Annotated in this window: 18 protein-coding genes; 7 read left to right on the plus strand and 11 right to left on the minus strand. The window is 42.3% G+C overall.

Annotated features, from left to right (window positions below; translation table 11 throughout):
• Nucleotides 1-16 precede the first annotated feature (16 nt).
• Both ACN222_RS09935 and ACN222_RS09940 read left to right on the plus strand, forming a co-directional pair.
• The gene (locus ACN222_RS09935; RefSeq protein WP_010996159.1) at nucleotides 17-1,384 is read left to right on the plus strand and encodes a DUF2330 domain-containing protein; all 1,368 of its coding nucleotides are present in this window, start codon (nucleotides 17-19) and stop codon (nucleotides 1,382-1,384) included.
• Nucleotides 1,385-1,692: 308 nt separating this feature from the next.
• On the plus strand, nucleotides 1,693-2,343 hold the full coding sequence (locus ACN222_RS09940; RefSeq protein WP_010996160.1) for a hypothetical protein: 651 nt from the start codon (nucleotides 1,693-1,695) through the stop codon (nucleotides 2,341-2,343).
• Between the two features lie 69 nt (nucleotides 2,344-2,412).
• Here the strand turns inward: ACN222_RS09940 and ACN222_RS09945 are convergent, their stop codons facing one another.
• Nucleotides 2,413-3,006: a MarC family protein gene (locus ACN222_RS09945; protein ID WP_010996161.1), complete on the minus strand. Its 594-nt coding sequence runs from the start codon at nucleotides 3,004-3,006 to the stop codon at nucleotides 2,413-2,415.
• Nucleotides 3,007-3,233: 227 nt separating this feature from the next.
• Between ACN222_RS09945 and ACN222_RS09950 the strand changes: the two genes are divergently transcribed.
• Entirely contained in the window at nucleotides 3,234-4,049 is an 816-nt protein-coding gene (locus tag ACN222_RS09950; RefSeq protein ID WP_010996162.1) for a carbon-nitrogen hydrolase family protein, read from the plus strand.
• A gap of 143 nt (nucleotides 4,050-4,192) precedes the next feature.
• Here the strand turns inward: ACN222_RS09950 and ACN222_RS09955 are convergent, their stop codons facing one another.
• The 7 genes from ACN222_RS09955 to ACN222_RS09985 form a co-directional block, all read right to left on the minus strand.
• Complete coding sequence (locus ACN222_RS09955; RefSeq protein WP_010996163.1) at nucleotides 4,193-4,780, minus strand: HMA2 domain-containing protein; 588 nt, start codon at nucleotides 4,778-4,780, stop codon at nucleotides 4,193-4,195.
• A gap of 365 nt (nucleotides 4,781-5,145) precedes the next feature.
• Nucleotides 5,146-5,448: a DUF5132 domain-containing protein gene (locus ACN222_RS09960; RefSeq protein ID WP_010996164.1), complete on the minus strand. Its 303-nt coding sequence runs from the start codon at nucleotides 5,446-5,448 to the stop codon at nucleotides 5,146-5,148.
• Nucleotides 5,449-5,522: 74 nt separating this feature from the next.
• On the minus strand, nucleotides 5,523-7,838 hold the full coding sequence (locus ACN222_RS09965) for a heavy metal translocating P-type ATPase (RefSeq protein WP_010996165.1): 2,316 nt from the start codon (nucleotides 7,836-7,838) through the stop codon (nucleotides 5,523-5,525).
• 106 nt (nucleotides 7,839-7,944) lie between these two features.
• Entirely contained in the window at nucleotides 7,945-8,652 is a 708-nt protein-coding gene (locus tag ACN222_RS09970; RefSeq protein ID WP_044521176.1) for a hypothetical protein, read from the minus strand.
• A gap of 35 nt (nucleotides 8,653-8,687) precedes the next feature.
• Nucleotides 8,688-9,836 (minus strand): hypothetical protein, encoded by a 1,149-nt coding sequence (locus ACN222_RS09975; RefSeq protein WP_010996167.1) that lies wholly within the window; start codon nucleotides 9,834-9,836, stop codon nucleotides 8,688-8,690.
• Nucleotides 9,837-9,927: 91 nt separating this feature from the next.
• A complete protein-coding gene (gene def, locus ACN222_RS09980) occupies nucleotides 9,928-10,467 on the minus strand; it encodes a peptide deformylase (protein ID WP_010996168.1) in 540 nt (179 codons plus the stop codon).
• A gap of 232 nt (nucleotides 10,468-10,699) precedes the next feature.
• Nucleotides 10,700-11,950 carry an HhoA/HhoB/HtrA family serine endopeptidase gene (locus ACN222_RS09985; protein ID WP_010996169.1) on the minus strand — a complete coding sequence of 417 codons (1,251 nt, stop codon included), beginning with the start codon at nucleotides 11,948-11,950 and terminating at the stop codon, nucleotides 10,700-10,702.
• Nucleotides 11,951-12,254: 304 nt separating this feature from the next.
• Here ACN222_RS09985 and dnaA point away from each other — a divergent pair, with 304 nt between their 5' ends.
• Nucleotides 12,255-13,631, plus strand: coding sequence for a chromosomal replication initiator protein DnaA (dnaA, locus tag ACN222_RS09990; RefSeq protein WP_044522901.1), 1,377 nt, complete (start codon nucleotides 12,255-12,257; stop codon nucleotides 13,629-13,631).
• A gap of 414 nt (nucleotides 13,632-14,045) precedes the next feature.
• Complete coding sequence (gene dnaN / locus ACN222_RS09995) at nucleotides 14,046-15,209, plus strand: DNA polymerase III subunit beta (RefSeq protein WP_010996171.1); 1,164 nt, start codon at nucleotides 14,046-14,048, stop codon at nucleotides 15,207-15,209.
• 102 nt (nucleotides 15,210-15,311) lie between these two features.
• On the opposite strand, the gene ACN222_RS10000 is transcribed toward dnaN, so the two are convergent.
• From ACN222_RS10000 to ACN222_RS10010, 3 genes are read right to left on the minus strand one after another with little or no spacing between them, the layout of a single operon-like run.
• Nucleotides 15,312-16,253, minus strand: coding sequence for an ABC transporter permease (locus ACN222_RS10000; protein WP_010996172.1), 942 nt, complete (start codon nucleotides 16,251-16,253; stop codon nucleotides 15,312-15,314).
• 3 nt (nucleotides 16,254-16,256) lie between these two features.
• Nucleotides 16,257-17,315: an ABC transporter permease gene (locus ACN222_RS10005; protein ID WP_231865523.1), complete on the minus strand. Its 1,059-nt coding sequence runs from the start codon at nucleotides 17,313-17,315 to the stop codon at nucleotides 16,257-16,259.
• Complete coding sequence (locus ACN222_RS10010) at nucleotides 17,270-17,989, minus strand: class I SAM-dependent methyltransferase (RefSeq protein ID WP_010996174.1); 720 nt, start codon at nucleotides 17,987-17,989, stop codon at nucleotides 17,270-17,272. Before ACN222_RS10010 ends, ACN222_RS10005 begins: the two co-directional genes overlap by 46 nt.
• Before the next feature lie 360 nt (nucleotides 17,990-18,349).
• Here ACN222_RS10010 and ACN222_RS10015 point away from each other — a divergent pair, with 360 nt between their 5' ends.
• Both ACN222_RS10015 and ACN222_RS10020 read left to right on the plus strand, forming a co-directional pair.
• Nucleotides 18,350-18,802 carry a DUF3531 family protein gene (locus ACN222_RS10015; RefSeq protein ID WP_010996175.1) on the plus strand — a complete coding sequence of 151 codons (453 nt, stop codon included), beginning with the start codon at nucleotides 18,350-18,352 and terminating at the stop codon, nucleotides 18,800-18,802.
• A 7-nt stretch (nucleotides 18,803-18,809) separates the two neighbouring features.
• On the plus strand, nucleotides 18,810-19,241 hold the full coding sequence (locus tag ACN222_RS10020) for an NUDIX hydrolase (RefSeq protein ID WP_010996176.1): 432 nt from the start codon (nucleotides 18,810-18,812) through the stop codon (nucleotides 19,239-19,241).
• The last annotated feature ends 167 nt before the right edge of the window (nucleotides 19,242-19,408 follow it).

The following is a 19,408-nucleotide window of genomic DNA, read 5'->3' on the forward strand; positions in this document are numbered from 1 at the left end:
ACAACAGAGGTATAACATGAAGCGTTTGAAATTACTTGTTCCTTTGTTCTTGGTAATGCTTGCTGTGCTGTGCTTTGCACCTGCGGCTTGGGCGTTTTGTGGATTTTATGTGGCTAAGGCTGATACCAAGTTATATAACAAAGCATCTCAGGTGGTGTTGGCGCGGGATGGCGATCGCACTGTGTTGACTATGGCTAACGACTACCAGGGTGAAGTTAAAGATTTTGCGATGGTTGTACCTGTACCGACGGTGATTAAAAAAGAGCAGGTACGTGTGGCTGAACCCAAAATTATTGAGCGTTTGGATGCTTTTAGTGCGCCGCGCTTGGTGGAATATTTCGACTCTAATCCTTGTGCTGTGGAAGATTTCTCACTACAGGCACTACCAGCACCTAGCGCCGCCGTTAATGAATCTGGAGTGGCAAGAAGAAGAGGCGATCGCAATTTGGGTGTCACAGTGGAGGCACGCTTTAATGTCGGAGAATATGACATTGTGGTTTTAAGCGCCAAAGAATCTGGCGGTTTGGAAACTTGGCTCAACCGCAATGGTTACAAAATTCCTAGAGGTGCAAAACAACTACTTAAGCCTTATATTCGCTCCTCAATGAAGTTCTTTGTTGCCAAGGTCAACTTAGATAAATTTGAGCAATCTGGTTATCAATTTCTCCGCCCACTGCAAATTGCTTACAAGTCCTCTAAATTCATGCTACCTATCCGCTTAGGCATGATTAACGCTACTACAGAGCAAGATTTAATTGTCTATGTCCTCTCACCTAAAGGTCAAGCGGAAATCACCAACTATCGGACAGTCAAAATCCCCTCTAACGCCAATATTCCCTTATTTGTAAAAGAAGAATTTGGCGACTTTTACAAGTCCACTTTCCAAACGGCATACACCAAAGAAGGTAAGAAAGTCGCTTTCTTAGAATATGCCTGGGACATGGGTAGTTGTGACCCCTGCTCTGGCGATCCTTTAACTCCAGATGAATTAAAACAAGCCGGTGTGTTTTGGTTAGATAGAGATGCTTCTAGTCCAGTTTCTCCTAGCTTTCGCCGATTTCCTGTGAGTAATGTCTTTATCTCGCGCCTACACGTCCGCTACACCCGTGACAAGTTTCCAGAAGATTTGATGTTTCAAGAAACATCTAACCGTGAATCTTTTCAAGGAAGATATGTATTGCAACATCCATTTACAGGAGAAGCAACGTGTCAGGCTGGTAGAGAATATAAACGCTCTTTGTCAAGACGTTTTGAACAAGAAGCCCAAACTCTAGCTAAGTTAACTAACTGGAATATTAAAGATATCCGTCAAAAAATGAAATTGACAGTAAGTAATCTAACACTTCCTTGGTGGGAAAATTTCTTTTCCTGGCTAAGACTATAAACACAAATTTATAGCGCTGCACATATTAGTTGTTTGTGATCTGCTTTAATATGTAGGCAAAAAACCAGGATTTTACCAAATGTTTTAGGGGTAAATATTTTGTTGACACCCCTACATTTTGATAACTGTTACACAAGTACTGAGTGAGTTTCCTAATTCACTCAGTACTTATTACTTATTTATGCTTACTCTTCTAATTTCAGAGATAACATTACGATACAGAGCTATCCTCTGGAGGATTGTGACGCTTAATAATAATATATTCTTGCTGGTTTTAACGCTTTCTTGCTTTTTTCTCCAAGACGATTATGGTTGAATTTGATGAACAGCTACGCTCCCTAGTTGCTCAAGCCTGCGGACATCCACCCGGAAGCCCTCAGCGTCAAAAGCTGCTCACGCAAATTATTCGCTTGACTTCCCGTAAACTTTGGAAGGAATACACTCCCTACTATCAAGATGCACTGCAACAAACTTGGTTGTACTTTTGTCGCAACGTTTGTGAAGGGTTGACAGGACAAAAATATGATCCTACTTATGGGACTGTGATTACCTGGCTGAATGCCTATCTTAGGCGTAGATTACAAGACTTTTATATCAACCAAAATAAAGAACAAGCAACAACAGTTCCTTTAAGGATTCGTCAATCTAAATCAGGTGAGAGCAGTGATGTTATTGATCCTGTAGAGAATTTGGCAGCTACGCCGGAAACACCACCAATTTTGGAAGAGTTGGAAACTTGGGTAAAGAGAGATTTGAGCGGAGAACTGCGCGGTACTCATGTAAAAGGCCGTCCTGATGTCAACTGTCAGGTGTTAATTCTCAAGCGCTTACCTCCGGAAGTAAGTTGGAAAGAATTGTCTGAGCAATTTGGGCTGGCAATTCCTACATTAAGTAGTTTTTATCAGCGTCAATGTCTCCCACGGTTACGGAAATTTGCCGAATCGGAAGGTTTAATTTGAAAGATGAATAGCTGGTAATGGGTGATTGATAAGAACTGATTCTCAATTACCCATTAGTAAAGAATCAACTCACTGCAAAAATAACTCCCGAATCCCTGTACTACCAATCTCCACTGCCAACGCCGCCAAGAGAAAACCCAAAAGCTGGGTGACAATTACCCCACCTTCTACACCAATCCGTTTTTCTATGGGATTTGCTAGGCGCAAAATCAACCAAGTAACAAACATCGCCGCCAAAATCCCTAACACTACAGCCAAATGTGGACTTTGGGATTTAGACATAAATAACATCACTGTTGTTAGCGTACCCGGCCCGGCTAACAATGGCAAAGCCAAGGGTGTAATTGCCACATCCCTTCCTTCTTCGGTAATTGGTGTCTCCAATTCTCCCCGCAGCATTTGCAAAGCAATTAACAGCAACAGCAACCCCCCGGCTACCCGTAAGGATGCCATGCTAATTTCTAAATAAGTCAAAATATATTGACCACCAAAGGCAAATAGTAATAGAACTGCGATCGCCACAATACTCGCTTTATCAATTACTCTATTCCTATCCTCCGGTTCCATACCCTTGGTTAAAGCTAAAACTATGGGTATATTACCTATCGCATCTGCCAAGACGAACACAGCAATAAAAGTTTGAATCAGAATAGATGTATCCACAGCAATGCGCTTTTATCAAAGTTTGATAACAACTTACCTTGAGTGGGTTCAGTTGGCTATAGCCCGTAGGATGATTGAATTAGTTAGTTGTCAGTGGTCGGTTGTCAGTGGTCAGTTGTTATCCTACCCCAGTCCCTAATCCCTAGTCCCCAACCCCTACTCCCAGTCACCAACTAACGGTATATTTAAGTATCTATCTCACACAACTCTACTGTTTTTTTAAGTCTATGAAGTCTTATTTAGCTGCCGCTATTCAAATGACCAGTGTGCCTGATTTACACAAGAATTTGGCACAAGCAGAAGAATTAATTGATCTGGCGGTGCGTCGGGGTGCTGAGTTAGTGGGTTTGCCAGAAAATTTTTCCTTTATGGGTGAAGAACAGGATAAACTGGCTCAAGCAGAAGCGATCGCTCGTGAAAGTGAGATTTTTATTAAAACGATGGCGCAGCGCTACCAAGTGACTCTTTTGGGTGGTAGTTTCCCCGTACCGGTAAGTGATACAGGTAGAGTCTATAACACCACCATTCTCATCAGTCCCAGTGGTGAAGAACTTGCTCGCTACAATAAAGTACACCTTTTTGATGTCAATGTTCCTGATGGTAATACCTACCGCGAATCTAGTACTGTTGTCGCCGGTCAGCAATTACCCCCCGTCCATTTTTCGGAATATCTAGGCAATATCGGCGTTTCTATTTGCTACGATGTCCGCTTCCCGGAACTCTACCGCCATCTCTCAGACAAGGGAACAGATATTATTTTTATACCTGCTGCTTTCACTGCTTTTACAGGCAAAGACCACTGGCAAGTTTTACTGCAAGCCAGAGCTATTGAAAATACCGCCTATGTAATTGCACCTGCTCAAACAGGTAATAACTACGGTCGCCGCCTCACCCACGGACACGCTGTGGTTATCGACCCCTGGGGAACGATTTTAGCTGATGCCGGTGACAAACCAGGAATTGCGATCGCGGAAATCAACCCTTCACGCCTAGAACAAGTCCGCCGCCAAATGCCTTCCTTGCAACATCGTGTATTTAGCTAATTTTAGAAGTTAGGGGTTAGGGGTTAGAGGCTTTAACAATTCAAAATAGCCTACGGCTACTCCTGCGGAGAACTCGCAGAGTAGGCTGCGCCAACAAAATTCAAAATAAATTATCCCAGTCCCCAATCCCCCATCCCCAGTATCTATTCCCCAGCCTCTGTACTTGGCTTTTGTGGCGTAATGCCATGCAATTTTATAAAACTATCGAAAGAGTACCAAGCCAACACATACCAAGGAATAATTTCAAATTGCAAACCTTTAATAATTAGCTGTCTCACTGCGAGAATGCTAAGTCCCAAGGGGAAAAGGAAACGAATATCGACAACGCCATCGGTTGCTTGTCTGACTCGTTTATTCAAATCTACAACGGCAGTTGATACAGTAGTAGCTGCTTCGGTGCTACCTTGGGTAATCTCGCCAAAAATAATTCCTAAATTTTTCAATGTTGCCAAAACATCATCCAAGGTGCCATTTTTCTCACTATATTTAATGACAATACTGCCATGATCAACATTAGTCCGCACCTCGTTAATATGAGCTTGTGCATCTAGTGCATTAGCAATATGTTCCATTGTCTCCGCTTGACGGTGACAGTGAGAAATTCTCAACCTTAATCTTCCTGGGGTATCACTAATAATTTTTGTAGATATAGGCGAGGATGGCGTATTGAAGTTGATTTTCTGTTTAACTTTTGGCATTTTCGTGAGATTACCATGACTATTGGTCAACATGAGCCACCCTCCAAACTGATACTTTGGTTTATTATTAGTCCGTATTCACAAGTTCTATAAAACTAGTGTTTGAATAGCAAATTTTCAAATATAAATATATTGATATAGGAATCCGATTTGATTATTTGGCGTAGCCTGCGCTTGAACATAAATATCTAAGCATCTGTAGGGTGGGCAATGCCCACCGTATCATGGTTGTGGTGGGCATTGCCCACCCTACTAATCAGGTTCCGCCAATAATAATTAGATATCAAAGAATTTCATCGGCGGTTAATTAGCGAGGGAATTTTAGAGATGGGTAAATTACCCATCTCATCAATATTTAGATCAATCAAGTCGCTTCTATGGAAACGAAATTGACTAACCTATACACCATTATCAGAGGAACTATCAATAGTGTTAGCAGCCTCAAATGCTGGTGTTTCCTTATCTTCTGCTAGTTCAGCTTTAGCTTCGGCTACGATATCTTCCCAGGTTTCACCCAGTTCTGCAAAAGCTCCCTTGCTTTTTTCATAAGCAACAAGACTACCTTTGATGATTGATTTGGCAATGGGTTTACCGATACCTGCAACAACTGGGATGAGAACAGGTGCTAACAGTACTGCGCCAATACCTGCAATCAATCCAGGTGCGCCGGCTTCTTCAACTAAATCAGTGATTTTAGGCATAATTAATTCCTCCAGTAATTTGTTTGAAAATTTGTATGAAAGCTGTCTAGCCTAACCTAGCTAGATTAGTCATTTCATCTCCCTGCTGGGAGAGCTTTTTTTGGGGATTGCTTGAGGATGGGGCGTAAACCGTTCACTCCAGCAACTATTGTTGAGCCATTGTTGACTACTGTGGCTGCTAATGGGTTCAAACCGAACAACACCGCTACCAATAAGGCTCCCAAGTTGGGAATAGCGACGATGCCAGTGTTTTGGCGAATCAAACTTTTAGCTTGACGAGCGATCGCAATTGCTTCTAATAATCCATGTAGGTCATTCTGCATTAGCACCACATCGGCTGTTTCACGGGCGATTTCCGAACCGTGGGCAAAGGACACAGAAACATCAGCATAGGCTAAAGCTGGCGAATCGTTGATCCCATCCCCAACAAATGCAACTGTCTTACCTTGTTCGTGCAGTCCACGGACTACTGTTGCTTTTTGTTCGGGAAAAGCTTCTGCGTGGGTATGCGCTGGGGCAATTCCCAATTCTGCGGCCACAGTCATGGCTGTACGCTTGTTATCGCCGGTGAGCATATGGACTTCCACACCTTCCACCGTCATGAGTTGGGAAATTACTTCTCGACTCTCAGGGCGGAGAATATCACTATATCTTATTTTACCTTGAAGTTTCCCGTTACTGGCGACATAAATCACTGATGTGGCTTTGTGTCCATTGCCGTTGAGGACTTCCATATCAACGCCTTCCTGACGTAAAAAGCGCTCACTACCGACGTAAATAGTTTCACCGTCAATTTCTGCCTTCACACCCAAACCGAGTTTATAATCCCATTTGCTGCGGCTGGGTATCGCTACTTGTTGGGCTTCTGCATAGCGGACTATGGCTTCGGCTACGGGGTGGGTTAAACGCTGTTCGGCGGCGGCGGCGATCGCTAATATGCGATCATGAGCAACTTCAGGGTTGTAACTATCAACGCCAATTACGGCCACTTCCCCTTGGGTGAGTGTACCTGTTTTATCAAAAACAATGGTATCAATTTCTGCTAACTGCTCTAAGGCGCGACCACTCCGAATGAGAATCCCTTGTCGTGCTGCATAGGAAAGGGCTGCTAAAACCGTTGTGGGAATAGATACGCGAATCCCTGTACACAAGTCCAGGGTAAGAATGCTGGCTACTCTAACTGGGTTACGGGTGATGGCAAATACGGCTGCCCCTAATAACAAAGTTGGTACAACTGCTATTTCGGCGATTTTGGTGGCATGATTTTCCATCCGAGTATCATGAACAGGGGCTTCTTCCATCAGCTTAATGCTCTGCCCTGCCCGCGTATCATTACCGATTCTTTCGGCTAATATATATACCTTGCCCTCCCGTACCAATGTTGAGGCAAATACAGACTGTCCCTGCTTTTTCAAAATGGGTACAGATTCACCTGTGAGCTTCTGTTCATCAAGTAAAGCCTTACCTCTCAAGATTGTGCCATCTATGGGTACTTGTTCCCCTGGATAGACAATCACAGTGTCTCCTGGTAACACTTGCTGGATGGGGATTTGGGTCTTCTCACCATCACGTTCCACCCAAGCAAACTGACCCAATGAACCCAAGAGATCCAACGTCTGCATTTTGGAAGAACGAGCAGTGCGATCGCGGATATTTTCCCCAATCTCAATTAAACTCAACATCAGGGATGGGGTGAGAAATTGTCCTTGGACTGTAGTAATGGCGATCGCAATAAAGTCTAAAAAGTCTATACTTAATTTGCGTTCTTTGACAATTCCATCTACTGCTCTTTTAAACACGGGTAAGGTTGCTAGAGCAATGGTTCCCGCCGTGACAATTGGTGGGACAGCTACCCCAAAAGGCCCCCCAAGCACCGCCAAACCAGTGGCTAACACCGAAAGCTGCATTCCCGGCCAAGGCTTTTCCTCTTCTTCTGATGGCGATACTTTTTTCGGATTCAACAGGACGATGCCAGGGTCACTTGCAGCTACTATGAGACAATCAAGGCGCGATCGCATCTTGGCATCAGTTACAGCAGTTGCTTTATAGTTAACAACTAAGGATGCGGCTGCTGGCTTAATTTTGACAGTTGTTACTAGGGGATCAGCTTCCAGTAAAGTTTGTAACCGTTGTCCATAGTCTGCATCGTTGCGTAAGCGAGGTACACGCAACCGCAACCTACCCTGAATTGCATGAACAACACTATAAGTGACATGGGGAATTTTCTTAGAGGATTGCACTTGAGCAGAAGTTAAGGCCACTCTGTTATTTTGTTCCCCTACTGTCTTGTAAGGTAGGGGAGTTATGGATGCTTCCCCACTCTTTTCTTCCAATGTCACATAAGACTCTTGCACAGGAAGCGACGCTAGTTGAACTGTCATTTTTGCCATTTCTTAAATCTCAAAATATGTTGGGTAAGCTTGTTTTCTGGGAACTACTGGGGAGGAGGACAGATGCACATCTAGCCTCTGACCTTGAGAGAATGCAGACTTGCTTTTATACACGACTGGATATCTTGGCAGTTGCCGCAGATTGAATCAAACTGGAAAAGTGTGATACTGCTACTGCGAAAATACTTTGCAATTGCTGTTTTGGCCTTTGTACTTTTCCTGGTTTGTAAGTGATTACAACAGAAGCAGCCTCCCGATTAATTCGCTCACTGATCACTACTGGGTCTGATTGGAGTAAAGCTTCTAAGCGTTGGACATAGGCTGGATCTGTAGCGACTTGCGGGACATGAAACCGCACTCGTCCAGGGATCGCATGAACAACGCTATGAGCTACTTTTATCGGTGGCTCAGTTGGTTGTGAATGAGTGACAGACTGAGGGGGAGGAGATGAAGTTACTGGTTCTATGACTGGTGATTCAGGCGTTAAGTCTGTATCATCCGTCATATCAGCAGCCTGGATTAGATCAGCTAGATGCTCACGCATCTCTATATCAGACATTAGTCCAGACTGGTAAGCAATTACTAAAGACCCTGTAGTGAGATGAACTTCCTCCGTGGTAATCTCAGTCTCCTTTGCTAGCAAGCTTTGTAAGTGTTGCAAGTAGTTTGGATCTTCACTAATTCGCGGAATACAAAATGCTACTTGTCCGGGTAGGGCGTAGGTAACACTATAAAATACTTTTATGGGATGTGTGCAATTGTGGCGCGGCGGTCGCGGGACAGCATCTGATGATGAGGATGTAGAATCATCCATTTTGATTCCTCCATTGTTCCTGACTTGGGAACGTTCTACAACGGCAAGTTAGCTATAAAATTTAAAGAATAGGATAATGCGGCAGGCTTCATATCAACCCAGAAATGAGAAATATTTAGGGTTTGGTCTGCGCTGGAGAACAATTTTGTTTCTGTTGGCTGACTAACTGCTTCTGCTGCCAACGTTGGTGAACTTGTACTCAATTTTTCTATGGCTATATCTGTGGACTGATTGATTTTTGTTGTGGCTTGTGTAGGTAGGGTTGTCTGCAAGGCTAATTCCATCAGACTCACCCAATGAGATGTAGCTACTTTGCCACCTTGATATGCGATCGCCAAAGATGCTGCATCGCAATTTATCCGCACGTTACTAACCAAAGGATCAGTTTTTAATAACCTTTCTAGACGCTTTGCATAGGCGCGATCGCTAGCTATTTGAGGTATGTGGAACCTAATCCTACCATGAATTTCATGGACGATACTATAAGTTACTTGTGCAGACTTAATAGTTGTCTTAGTAATTTTGTTTCCTGCGGTTGCTGGCTTACTTTCTTCAGTTATGATCACAGCTTTTGCCGACTCTTTGACTGCATCTGATCCCGTAATTTGCGGTTCTAGATAGTCAATTACTAGCCGAGTTGCATCTGCCGTAATCATATAAATGGGAATTGCCGCTAAACCACTAACACCTAAACCTCCTGTCACTGCCAAACCTGTCATTAAGGGAATAAATGAGACAGTCTGCTCTTTCCAAAAATCAACAGATTTCCAAGGAGCAAAGGGGTCTGATAAAGGTGAATTTGGCGCTGTTTGAATATTAAGTTGTTGCAAAATACCCAACATCTGCGGTAGTGACAGTTGATGTTCATCAAAGATGACTACCATGCTGAGAGTTTGCTCATTGGTAGCAACTTCTCTGACACCTTTATAGTGTTTTAAGTGTTGGGTTATTGTTTTGACGTTGGCGCTAAAACTACCATCAGTCGCCTTGATCCGTATGCGTCCATTCGTTGCGTGTACAACCTGCATACCAGTAGCAGAAAGTTGCAATTGGGGATATTCTCCCAATCTACTGCTATTCGTATTCACTTTTACTTCATCGCTTTGACGCTGATTAGAGGTTAAGTCAGAAGACAGGGTTAGATGCGGACTTAACTCTACACGACTACTAATAGTTTTTGCCATTTACTCGATAGCTACACCCGGCTTTCTAGGTTAACAATAGGTTAAGTATACATTAAAAAAACTTGTTGGGTTTAATTCTTAAAAAGAATTTTTATTTTGTATTTTTAGTTACTAATTCTTGGTACTCTTCCTCCGTAATTGTATTTAAATTACTTTCTACGCGGTCTATAAACAGTACACCATCTAAATGATCAAATTCGTGTTGAAATATACGAGCAACAAAATCAGTTAAGGTTTGTTTTTGTAAATTTCCATAACGATCCGTGTATTCGACCTCAATTGCTTGATGCCGAGGAACCAATCCTCTAATTCCCGGAACACTAAGACAACCTTCCCAACCTTCGACTATCTCTGTCGAATGTCCCACTATCTTAGGGTTGATCATGGCGGTTGGTTCCATTTCTGGAGCATGAGGATATCTGGGGTTAGGACGAGAAGCGACGATAAATAAACGATAAGACTGTGCTACTTGAGGAGATGCGATTCCCACGCCGTTAGCCTTGGCAACTGTGGCAATTAAGTCATCAATTAATTGCTGTATAGTTGCATCATGAATATTTTCCACCCAAGCAGCTTTTTGGCGTAACGTGGGATTGCCTAATTGAATGATGGGGAGCAATTCGGGATTCATTTGGGGAATGGGGACTGGGGACTGGGGATTGGGGATTGGGTAATCGGGAATTGTAATACTCTACGCTCTGATACTAAGTACATGGTAACAATTTCAGATTTTTTGAGTCATTCGCTTATTAAAAATACGGGGGCTTTACGCTTTACAGCTAGTAATTTTGATTAATCGTAAACTATACTTAGCTATGGATTTTGACCCCAGTCCCCAGTCCCCAATCCCCAATACCCAATCCCTACCCCTCTCTCCGCGCAGGTAAAGGTGCTGGACTGACGTTTACTTGTGTTGTTTGGCCATTGCGTTCTATTTGAATTTGTAAAGGTTGGCCAATTTGGCTATTTTCTACAATTTTTTGGACTTGTTCAACGGTTGTTACAGATTGATTATTAATGCTTTGAATGATATCTCCTGGTCTAAGTCCAGCATTGGCGGCGGGAGAGCCAGGGACAATACGAACTAGTAAAACGCCTCTATCTGCTGTAATATTGATGCGATCGCCAAATCTTTCGTTAATTCTTTCCTTAACTTGTGGCGTGAGGGTTGCCATCTGTACACCCAAATAGGGATGATCTACCTTACCTTGAGTGATTAATTCCTGAGAGACTTTCTGCACAGTGTTGATAGGAATAGCAAATCCCAAACCTTGAGCGCCTTGGATAATAGCTGTGTTCATACCAATTACCTGACCGCGAGCATTGAGCAGGGGGCCGCCAGAGTTACCAGGATTAATCGCCGCGTCTGTTTGCAAATAGTCAACGCGCTTATCACTTGCGCCAATATCACTACCAGAACGACCTGTGGCGCTGATAATTCCTGACGTAACACTATTATTCAAGCCTAGAGGATTACCAATTGCAATAACTGCTTCACCTGGTTGTAAAACTTCAGAATTACCGACAGCGACAGTTGGCAAGTTATTAGCGTTTATTTGAATGACGGCTACATCCGTTACCGGGTCTTCACCAAGTACCTTACCATCAAAACTCCTACCATCCTTGAGGGTAACTGTTACCTCATCAGCACCATCAACAACATGGGCATTAGTTAAAATTTGACCAGAGGAACTAATAATAAAACCTGAACCGCTACCCCTTTCTACTCGCTGTCTTGGTTGTGCTGGCACTCCATCTCCGAAAAAGCGGCGGAAAAAAGGATCATTAAATTCATTTGGAACCCTGGAAGTTACTGTTCTGGCAGAATCAATCCGAACTACAGCCCCTCCCACTTTTTGTACTACTCCGACGACAAAATTAGGGTCGCCGGTGGATGAAAAAATAGCTGGAGGGACAATTGCTGGACTATTATCATTAGACTGGGGCTGAGATTGATTGGCTTGGGATTGTATTGTCCTTGTGGGTAGAAAGGAGCAGCTTCCTAGAAACATAGCTGTTACCCCACCCAGCAGCATCAAAATCGCACTACTGCCCCCCTTGTGGGGCAAACTCGAAGTATGAATCTTGTTTGCTTCGCCATTATATGTCTTCATGTGTCTTTGTTTCTCCGTGTTGGTCAGTGAGTGCTAGGATGTTGCCTACTGGGTTTGTCTGAACTTGATTCGGACTTATGCAACAAGACTCTTTGCGTGGGAAAAGTGTAAGGGTGTAAGGTATTTGAACACTTATAACCTTATATCCCTACACCTCACCCCAACTTTAAATTTCTCGTCTTCATGCGTAAGTCCCAACATGATTACAACTCAAAAGCTGGTTCCAGGTCTAGAGCGTCTGAATGCTAAGTTGGTGCTTGCTTATATCTTCTATTGTGACGATTAGCAGCAAAGGTGGTAAATGATGGAAATGCCCATTGACAATTTATGGAGTCAGGTACTAGAGCGTCTACAGATAGAACTATCTCGCCCCACCTTTGAAACTTGGATTAAAACTGCTAATGCAGAACGCTTAGAAAATAATTGTCTGGTAATAATTACACCTAACCCTTTCGCGCGTAATTGGTTACAGAAGTATTACATCTCTACTATTGCTAATGTCGTACAAAGTATTTTGGGACATCCCGTAGAAATTTACATTACAGTGGCTAAAGGCGAAGAATTTGAGGAAATTGGTGGGGGTGGAGAGTGGGAACTACCAACTACAAATATTATCAACGAAACTCCGAATCAAAACAGACAACCGAATACAGAATTAAATGCCAAGTATGTATTTTCGCGGTTTGTCGTCGGAGCTAATAATCGGATGGCTCATGCAGCCTCTCTAGCTGTAGCGGAATCTCCGGGGAGAGAGTTTAATCCTTTATTTTTATGTGGTGGTGTAGGACTGGGAAAAACTCATCTCATGCAGGCAATAGGGCATTACCGTTGGGAAATTTGCCCAAATTCTAAGATATTTTACGTTTCTACCGAGCAATTTACAAATGATCTCATCACAGCTATTCGTAACGACAGTATGCAGAGTTTCCGAGAACATTATCGAGCTGCTGATGTGTTGTTAGTAGATGATATTCAATTTATTGAGGGTAAGGAATACACCCAAGAAGAATTTTTCCATACTTTTAATACATTGCATGAGGCAGGTAAGCAAGTAGTGATTGCTTCTGACCGTCCACCAAATCAGATTCCTAGCCTGCAAGAGCGTTTGTGTTCGCGGTTCTCGATGGGTTTGATTGCAGATATTCAAGCACCGGATTTAGAAACGAGAATGGCGATTTTGCAGAAAAAATCAGAGTACGAAAAAATCCGTCTACCTCGTGATGTCATTGAGTATATTGCTACTAACTTTACTTCTAATATTCGGGAGTTGGAAGGGGCTTTAACTAGAGCGCTAGCGTACATTTCCATTTGGGGTTTACCCATGACTGTTGCCAATCTTGCACCAGTGTTAGTGACACCAATGGAGAAAATAGAAGCTACCCCTGAGGCCATTCTCACGGTGATTGCTGACAATTTTGATATCTCAATTGAAGACCTGAAAAGTAACTCCCGGCGGCGGGAAATTAGCTGGGCGCGCCAAATCGGGATGTATCTCATGCGCCAACATACCGATTTAAGTTTCCCTAGAATTGGTGAGGAGTTTGGCGGTAAAGATCACACAACGGTGTTATATAGTTGTGACAAGATTGCTCAATTAGTAGAAAGCGATCGCGGTTTATCTCAAACTTTACGTCAATTGAGCGATCGCATCAAGATGAATAGCCGTTCTCGAAAACCATGATCATAAAAATTCGACGTTTTCCACAGCCTCGCTTCAATTAATGATTTGAAAATATTAAAAATTGTATAAAGCTAGATTAAATTTAAATCTTGCCTGTGGAAAAATAGCTGTTTTTTGTGGAAAACTTGACACTTTATGAGCAAAGATTAGCTTAAGTATAATTACCCTGTGGAAAAGAGGAAGGGTTTTTCCACAAGTTTTCCACAGATTTAAATAGGCTGTAGACAAAGAAAACTCTTTTATATTTGGTTGTAGGATTTTCCTGTAAATGCCTGTATTAAAATGAAACCCGCTAGAAAAACAGTTAAAAAGGTGCAAATTCAGATAAGATTTTATACCACTCACTGTTTTAAAATTAAGACTACAAACTACTTTTCTTAATTTTCAATTTCCACTCCCCATTCCCCACTCCCCATGAAATTAGTTTGCGCCCAAAGCGACCTCAGTACAAACCTTTCCCTCGTCAATCGTGCTGTACCATCACGACCGACTCATCCAGTACTTGCTAACGTGCTGTTGCAAGCGGATGCTGAAACTAATCAAGTAAGCTTAACAGCCTTTGATCTTAGCTTGGGTATCCGTACTAGTTTTAATGCTGACGTATGGCAAAGTGGAGCGATCGCACTTCCTGCTAAATTATTGGTAGATATCACCTCACGTCTGCCAGAGGGAGAAATTACCCTAGATGATGAATCAGCCACCGACGGTACAGCAACCGGAGAAGGTTTAATAGTTAGCCTGACCCCAAAAACCGGAAAGTACCAATTACGAGCAATGGGAGCGGGAGAGTTTCCCGAATTACCCCTAATTGAGAACACCACAGCTATTTATCTCACAGCTACTTCCTTAATTGAAGGATTGCGGGGTTCATTATTTGCTACTAGTGGCGACGAAACTAAGCAAGTCCTCACAGGAGTACATCTGACAGTTAAACAAGATACCTTGGAATTTGCCGCTACTGATGGGCATCGTCTAGCCGTAGTCGAAACCACTAATGAGCGTCCCTTAGAAGATAACGACCAGCAATTAGAGGTAACAGTACCAGCTAGAGCCTTACGCGAACTAGAAAGGATGTTGGCTCATAATGCCGCCTCTGAGGAACCCATAGCGTTATATTTAGACCAAGGTCAAGTCGTCTTTGCATGGCAAAACCAACGCCTAACTAGTCGCACATTAGAAGGTCAATACCCAGCTTATCGCCAACTTATTCCCCGCCAATTTGAGCGACAAGTGACCATTGAACGCCGACAATTCTTAAGCACATTAGAAAGAATTGCTGTACTAGCAGACCAGAAAAATAATATCGTCAAGCTAACTATTGATAGTACTGCCCAAGAGCTGACCTTATCTTGTGAAGCTCAAGAAATGGGCAGTGGGAGAGAGTCGATGAATGCGGAAATTGCTGGGGAAGATATAGAAATTGCTTTTAATGTCAAATACTTAATGGAAGGACTCAAAGCCTTACCATCCCCAGAAATTCAAATGCACATCAACCAAAATCTAACTCCAGTAATTTTCACTCCCCTGGGTGGTTTGAAGATGACTTATTTGGCTATGCCGGTGCAATTAAGAAATTAACTAATTGTGGGGAATGGGTAATGGGTAATGGGTAATGGGTAATGAAAGAGAAGTTAATTTGTCCCCAATCACCAATTACCAATCACCAATCACCTAGCTAATTTAAGACAATCGAGGATCAAGGGCATCCCGTAAACCATCACCTATATAGTTAATACTCAGCACAGTCAGAAATATGGCCGTCCCTGGAAAAACCACCATATAGGGCGCAAACTCCAAAAAGTTTTGTGCATCGTAAAGCATCCGCCCCCAAGTCGGGACATCAGGAGGAAAGCCCAGACCAAAAAAGCTGAGTGTAGATTCCGTGACGATGGCGGTACTCACAGAGAGAGTCGCTGCTACCAATACCGGACTGATGACATTTGGCAAAATATGAATCCAGATTAACCGTCTGGGGGAAGCACCGAGGGCGCGGGCGGCTGTGACAAATTCCTGTTCGCGCACAGTTAAAAACCCAGCCCTAACTAACCTAGCGACAGACATCCAGTTGAGTCCGCCGATAACTAGCACGACTAAGACAAATATACCTAGTTCTGGGCCAGCGATCGCCTTGATGGCATCCCGAAACAAGAATATCACCAATAACAATAAGGGTAGGCGCGGTAAAGCCAAACACAAATCAGTTAACCGCATCAATACCACATCCAACCAACCGCCATAAAATCCTGAAAGTGCGCCGATGAGTATCCCCAACGTTATCGCCACCACCATCGAAAACACACCCACAGCAATTGATATTCTGCCACCGTACAAAATCCTGGCTAATATATCTTGACCCAAATCATTAGTCCCAAATGGATGTTCCCAACTAGGTGGTAGGGTGGACTTAGCAAAATCAATTTTATTGATAGGGACAGAGTAAATCAAAGGCCCAAACACAACACTCAAAACGATAATCAGTAATACCACAGCACCCAACATAGCCTGACGATTACCGCGAAACTTTCGCCATGCTTCTTGAGTGAGGCTTTCTTGCCCAGCGATAGTACTTATAATTGGTACTTCGGGTATTGTGGAAGTGCGATTTAGCCAACGTTTTAACATAAATTATTTTGTATATTTAACGCGAGGATCTAAGAAACCATAGAGAATATCGGCAACCAGATTAAAAATCACAATTAAAATTGCATATATAAAGGTAATTGCCATCACCACTGGCGTGTCATTTTTATAAATAGAGTCAATTAATAAAGCACCAATACCAGGAACACGAAAAACTTTTTCTGTTACCAAAGCACCTGTAAACACACTAGGAATATCCAATGCTATTAATGTGACTACAGGAATTAACGCATTTCGTAAAATATGCCGTCGAATAACTACAAATTTGGATAATCCTTTTGCATAAGCTGTCCGAACATAATCTTGGTGAATATTTTCCAAAATTTCTGAACGGACAAAGCGCATTAGCATAGCTGTTTGCCAAAGTGCTAACACCGAAATTGGCATAATAGATTGTTGGATTTGGGCTATAAAACTCTGCCAATCTTTTACTTGTAATGTACTGTTATAAATAAAGGGTAACCATTTCAATTGAATACTAAAGATAATAATAAATAGTAACCCTGTGAAAAAAGTTGGCAGAGAAAATCCGAAAAATACTAAAGTAGTTAAAACATGATCAATTATTGTATGGCGCTTGAGGGCAGAAATCACACCCAAAGGAATAGCCAAAATTGCACCTAGTAAATAAGCAGCACCAACTACCCATAATGTTGTCGGTAGACGTTGCAGAATTAAATCAATTACAGGACTGCGACTAGTGAAAGAATAGCCCATATCCCCACGCACAAAAGCTATCACCCACTTGATATAACGAATATGAATTGGTTGGTCTAATCCTAAAGACCTTTTGATATTTTCCCGCACCTCTGCCGTGATGGAAGGATTCAGGGCAAATTCACCCATTGGATCACCAGGGGCTAATGCCAAAATAGTAAATATAACCAGACTAATAGCAATTAGTGTGGGGATAGCAACTAGTAGACGATTAATTAAATATTTATTCATTTTTGAGGCAAAATCTGTCTTACCTGTTAACTTATGACTCAGCACTAACTTTATTTCACCCAACCGCCAAAAACGGCTAAACCATAATATTTCCAAGGTACTGCTACCGTTGTAAATCCAGATTTTGTCAACATTTGCAAATGGGTATCTAAAGTAGCAAGTTGGTCTGGATTGGAGTATCCTTGGGGGCTACTATCGCCAACTTTAGCGCGGACTTCTGTAAAATTGCTTCCCTGTTCACTTACCCATTCTTCTCGTGCTGCTTGGTAAATTTCCGCAAGGGTGGGTGATTCTGGTAAGATGGGGTCTGCATTCCAGAAACAACCGTTTGGTGTCAGACTAGCAGCGATGCGCTGAAATAGCTGTAACTTCATTTCATCATAGAGATGGTGAATGGCTAGGGATGATACACAAGCATCAAATTCATTACCAATATTCAACGTCTCAGGATTGATAGCCCAGTCGCCAAAGTCAGCTTGTAAACCAGTCCAACGTTCTTTATACCCAGATGCGACGATTTTATTTTGGGCAAATTTCAGCATTCGGGGTGAATAATCCAAAGCAATGACTTGAGCATCAGGACAGCGTTGGAGTATTTTGAGACTAAGTTCGCCTGTACCACAACCTAAGTCTAAAATGCGACGACTTGTCAAAGGCAGACAACGACAGATTACCTCCAGCATTTCATCATAGCGAGGTAATAATTGGCGAATCCCAGTGTCAAAATCAGCAGTATTAGCGAAGACTTCTCCAGGGAATAACTTTGACATATTAATTGTTGGGTTAAGGGAAGATGCAGAAAAAAGATGATTCTAGTTTATCTTGCTAATTTAGTACAGCTTTATCTAAAATCATTGTGTTTTTAAACGCAGAGGTATGTAAGGTTAAGCGCGGTGAACCATCGCGGCGGGAGGGTTTCCCTCTCTTACGAGACGCTTACGCGAACCGCAGGCGACTGGTGAACCCGTTGGCGCAGCCTCTTGTAGAGAAGGGAGGTACGCTGAGTTTTCTTAAGAGGAGTTGCTACGAACTTACAAAGTGTGTACTTAGTTAGCACACATAGAGATTGTTTATTCCCAATCCCCAATCCCCTGATATGCTTATTTGCAGTGAGTTAAATTTGCAGAAAAATGCACATTCAATTTCGTGAATTTGATCAATTTGATGTGTGGATGTGGCTAAAATTTAGTACCATCCCTTCTCAAAGAGAAAAGCAGTATGTAGAAGAAGTCTTTAATTCCTGGTTTTATCTAGGGAAGTTGGGTGCATTTAATGCCGAAAATCTCCAGGTACAAGAAACTGGGGTTGATTTAAGTTATCTTAATTATGACTCACGAGGTTATGACAAAAGCCTATTAGCGCTGATGCACAACATGGGTGAGTTTGAGTATGAAGGACAATGGGCGCGATGTTGGTTTGATTTAGGAACTAGTGATGCGATCGCTATTGATCTTCTGATCAATGCTCTTACTCAACTCAGTGAAGAATACGTCACTATTGAAGCATTCTACGTCGGCGGCGAGAATGAAAATTGGCCGGTCGAAGATAGTGACAGTCGCCCTCACTCTATTTACGATAATTAATCTAAAAATGACTAAACACGGCGAAATTCGGGTAATAGTCTTAGGATTGGTTCGAGATGGTAACCGCATTTTTGTTTCTGAAGGCTACGACCCCGTAAAGCAATCAACTTTTTATCGTGCTTTAGGTGGTGGTGTAGACTTCGGCGAAACCAGTCTAGCAGCGTTGAAACGGGAATTCCAAGAAGAAATTCAAGCAGAATTAATAAATATTCGCTATCTAGGTTGTATGGAAAACCTATTTACATTTAATGCTAGAAAGGGACATGAAATTATACAGCTTTATCAATGTGATTTCGCTGATCCCAAGTTTCATCAGTTGGAGAGTTTAGTATTTTATGAATCTGAGCATCACAAACATAGAGCAATGTGGATAGATATTGACCGCTTTAAATCTGGTGAACTTAGATTAGTACCAGAGGAATTTTTTAAATATTTATAAAACTTTCATTTCCTAAGTGACAGTATTTAAAAGAGAAATAGAGTCACAATTTCAACCCTAAATACGTAAAGATTACACAAAGTTATAAATAGGGGTTCTTCCGTATTACTGTTAGTAAAGTATCTAGCAAGTTACGCATTTTTACGATTGTGCTAGTGTTTCATACC

Origin of the sequence: Anabaena sp. FACHB-595, assembly GCF_048568275.1 — a bacterium.
Taxonomy (GTDB): domain Bacteria; phylum Cyanobacteriota; class Cyanobacteriia; order Cyanobacteriales; family Nostocaceae; genus Trichormus.

Bases quoted from the DNA above. Each gene is read 5' to 3' on its own strand.
- ACN222_RS09935 (WP_010996159.1), top strand. From the start codon at position 17: ATGAAGCGTTTGAAATTACTTGTTCCTTTGTTCTTGGTAATGCTTGCT.
- ACN222_RS09940 (WP_010996160.1), top strand. From the start codon at position 1,693: ATGGTTGAATTTGATGAACAGCTACGCTCCCTAGTTGCTCAAGCCTGC.
- ACN222_RS09950 (WP_010996162.1), top strand. From the start codon at position 3,234: ATGAAGTCTTATTTAGCTGCCGCTATTCAAATGACCAGTGTGCCTGAT.
- ACN222_RS09955 (WP_010996163.1), bottom strand. From the start codon at position 4,780: ATGTTGACCAATAGTCATGGTAATCTCACGAAAATGCCAAAAGTTAAA.
- ACN222_RS09960 (WP_010996164.1), bottom strand. From the start codon at position 5,448: ATGCCTAAAATCACTGATTTAGTTGAAGAAGCCGGCGCACCTGGATTG.
- ACN222_RS09965 (WP_010996165.1), bottom strand. From the start codon at position 7,838: ATGGCAAAAATGACAGTTCAACTAGCGTCGCTTCCTGTGCAAGAGTCT.
- ACN222_RS09970 (WP_044521176.1), bottom strand. From the start codon at position 8,652: ATGGATGATTCTACATCCTCATCATCAGATGCTGTCCCGCGACCGCCG.
- ACN222_RS09975 (WP_010996167.1), bottom strand. From the start codon at position 9,836: ATGGCAAAAACTATTAGTAGTCGTGTAGAGTTAAGTCCGCATCTAACC.
- def (WP_010996168.1), bottom strand. From the start codon at position 10,467: ATGAATCCCGAATTGCTCCCCATCATTCAATTAGGCAATCCCACGTTA.
- ACN222_RS09985 (WP_010996169.1), bottom strand. From the start codon at position 11,950: ATGAAGACATATAATGGCGAAGCAAACAAGATTCATACTTCGAGTTTG.
- dnaA (WP_044522901.1), top strand. From the start codon at position 12,255: ATGGAAATGCCCATTGACAATTTATGGAGTCAGGTACTAGAGCGTCTA.
- dnaN (WP_010996171.1), top strand. From the start codon at position 14,046: ATGAAATTAGTTTGCGCCCAAAGCGACCTCAGTACAAACCTTTCCCTC.
- ACN222_RS10000 (WP_010996172.1), bottom strand. From the start codon at position 16,253: ATGTTAAAACGTTGGCTAAATCGCACTTCCACAATACCCGAAGTACCA.
- ACN222_RS10010 (WP_010996174.1), bottom strand. From the start codon at position 17,989: ATGTCAAAGTTATTCCCTGGAGAAGTCTTCGCTAATACTGCTGATTTT.
- ACN222_RS10015 (WP_010996175.1), top strand. From the start codon at position 18,350: ATGCACATTCAATTTCGTGAATTTGATCAATTTGATGTGTGGATGTGG.
- ACN222_RS10020 (WP_010996176.1), top strand. From the start codon at position 18,810: ATGACTAAACACGGCGAAATTCGGGTAATAGTCTTAGGATTGGTTCGA.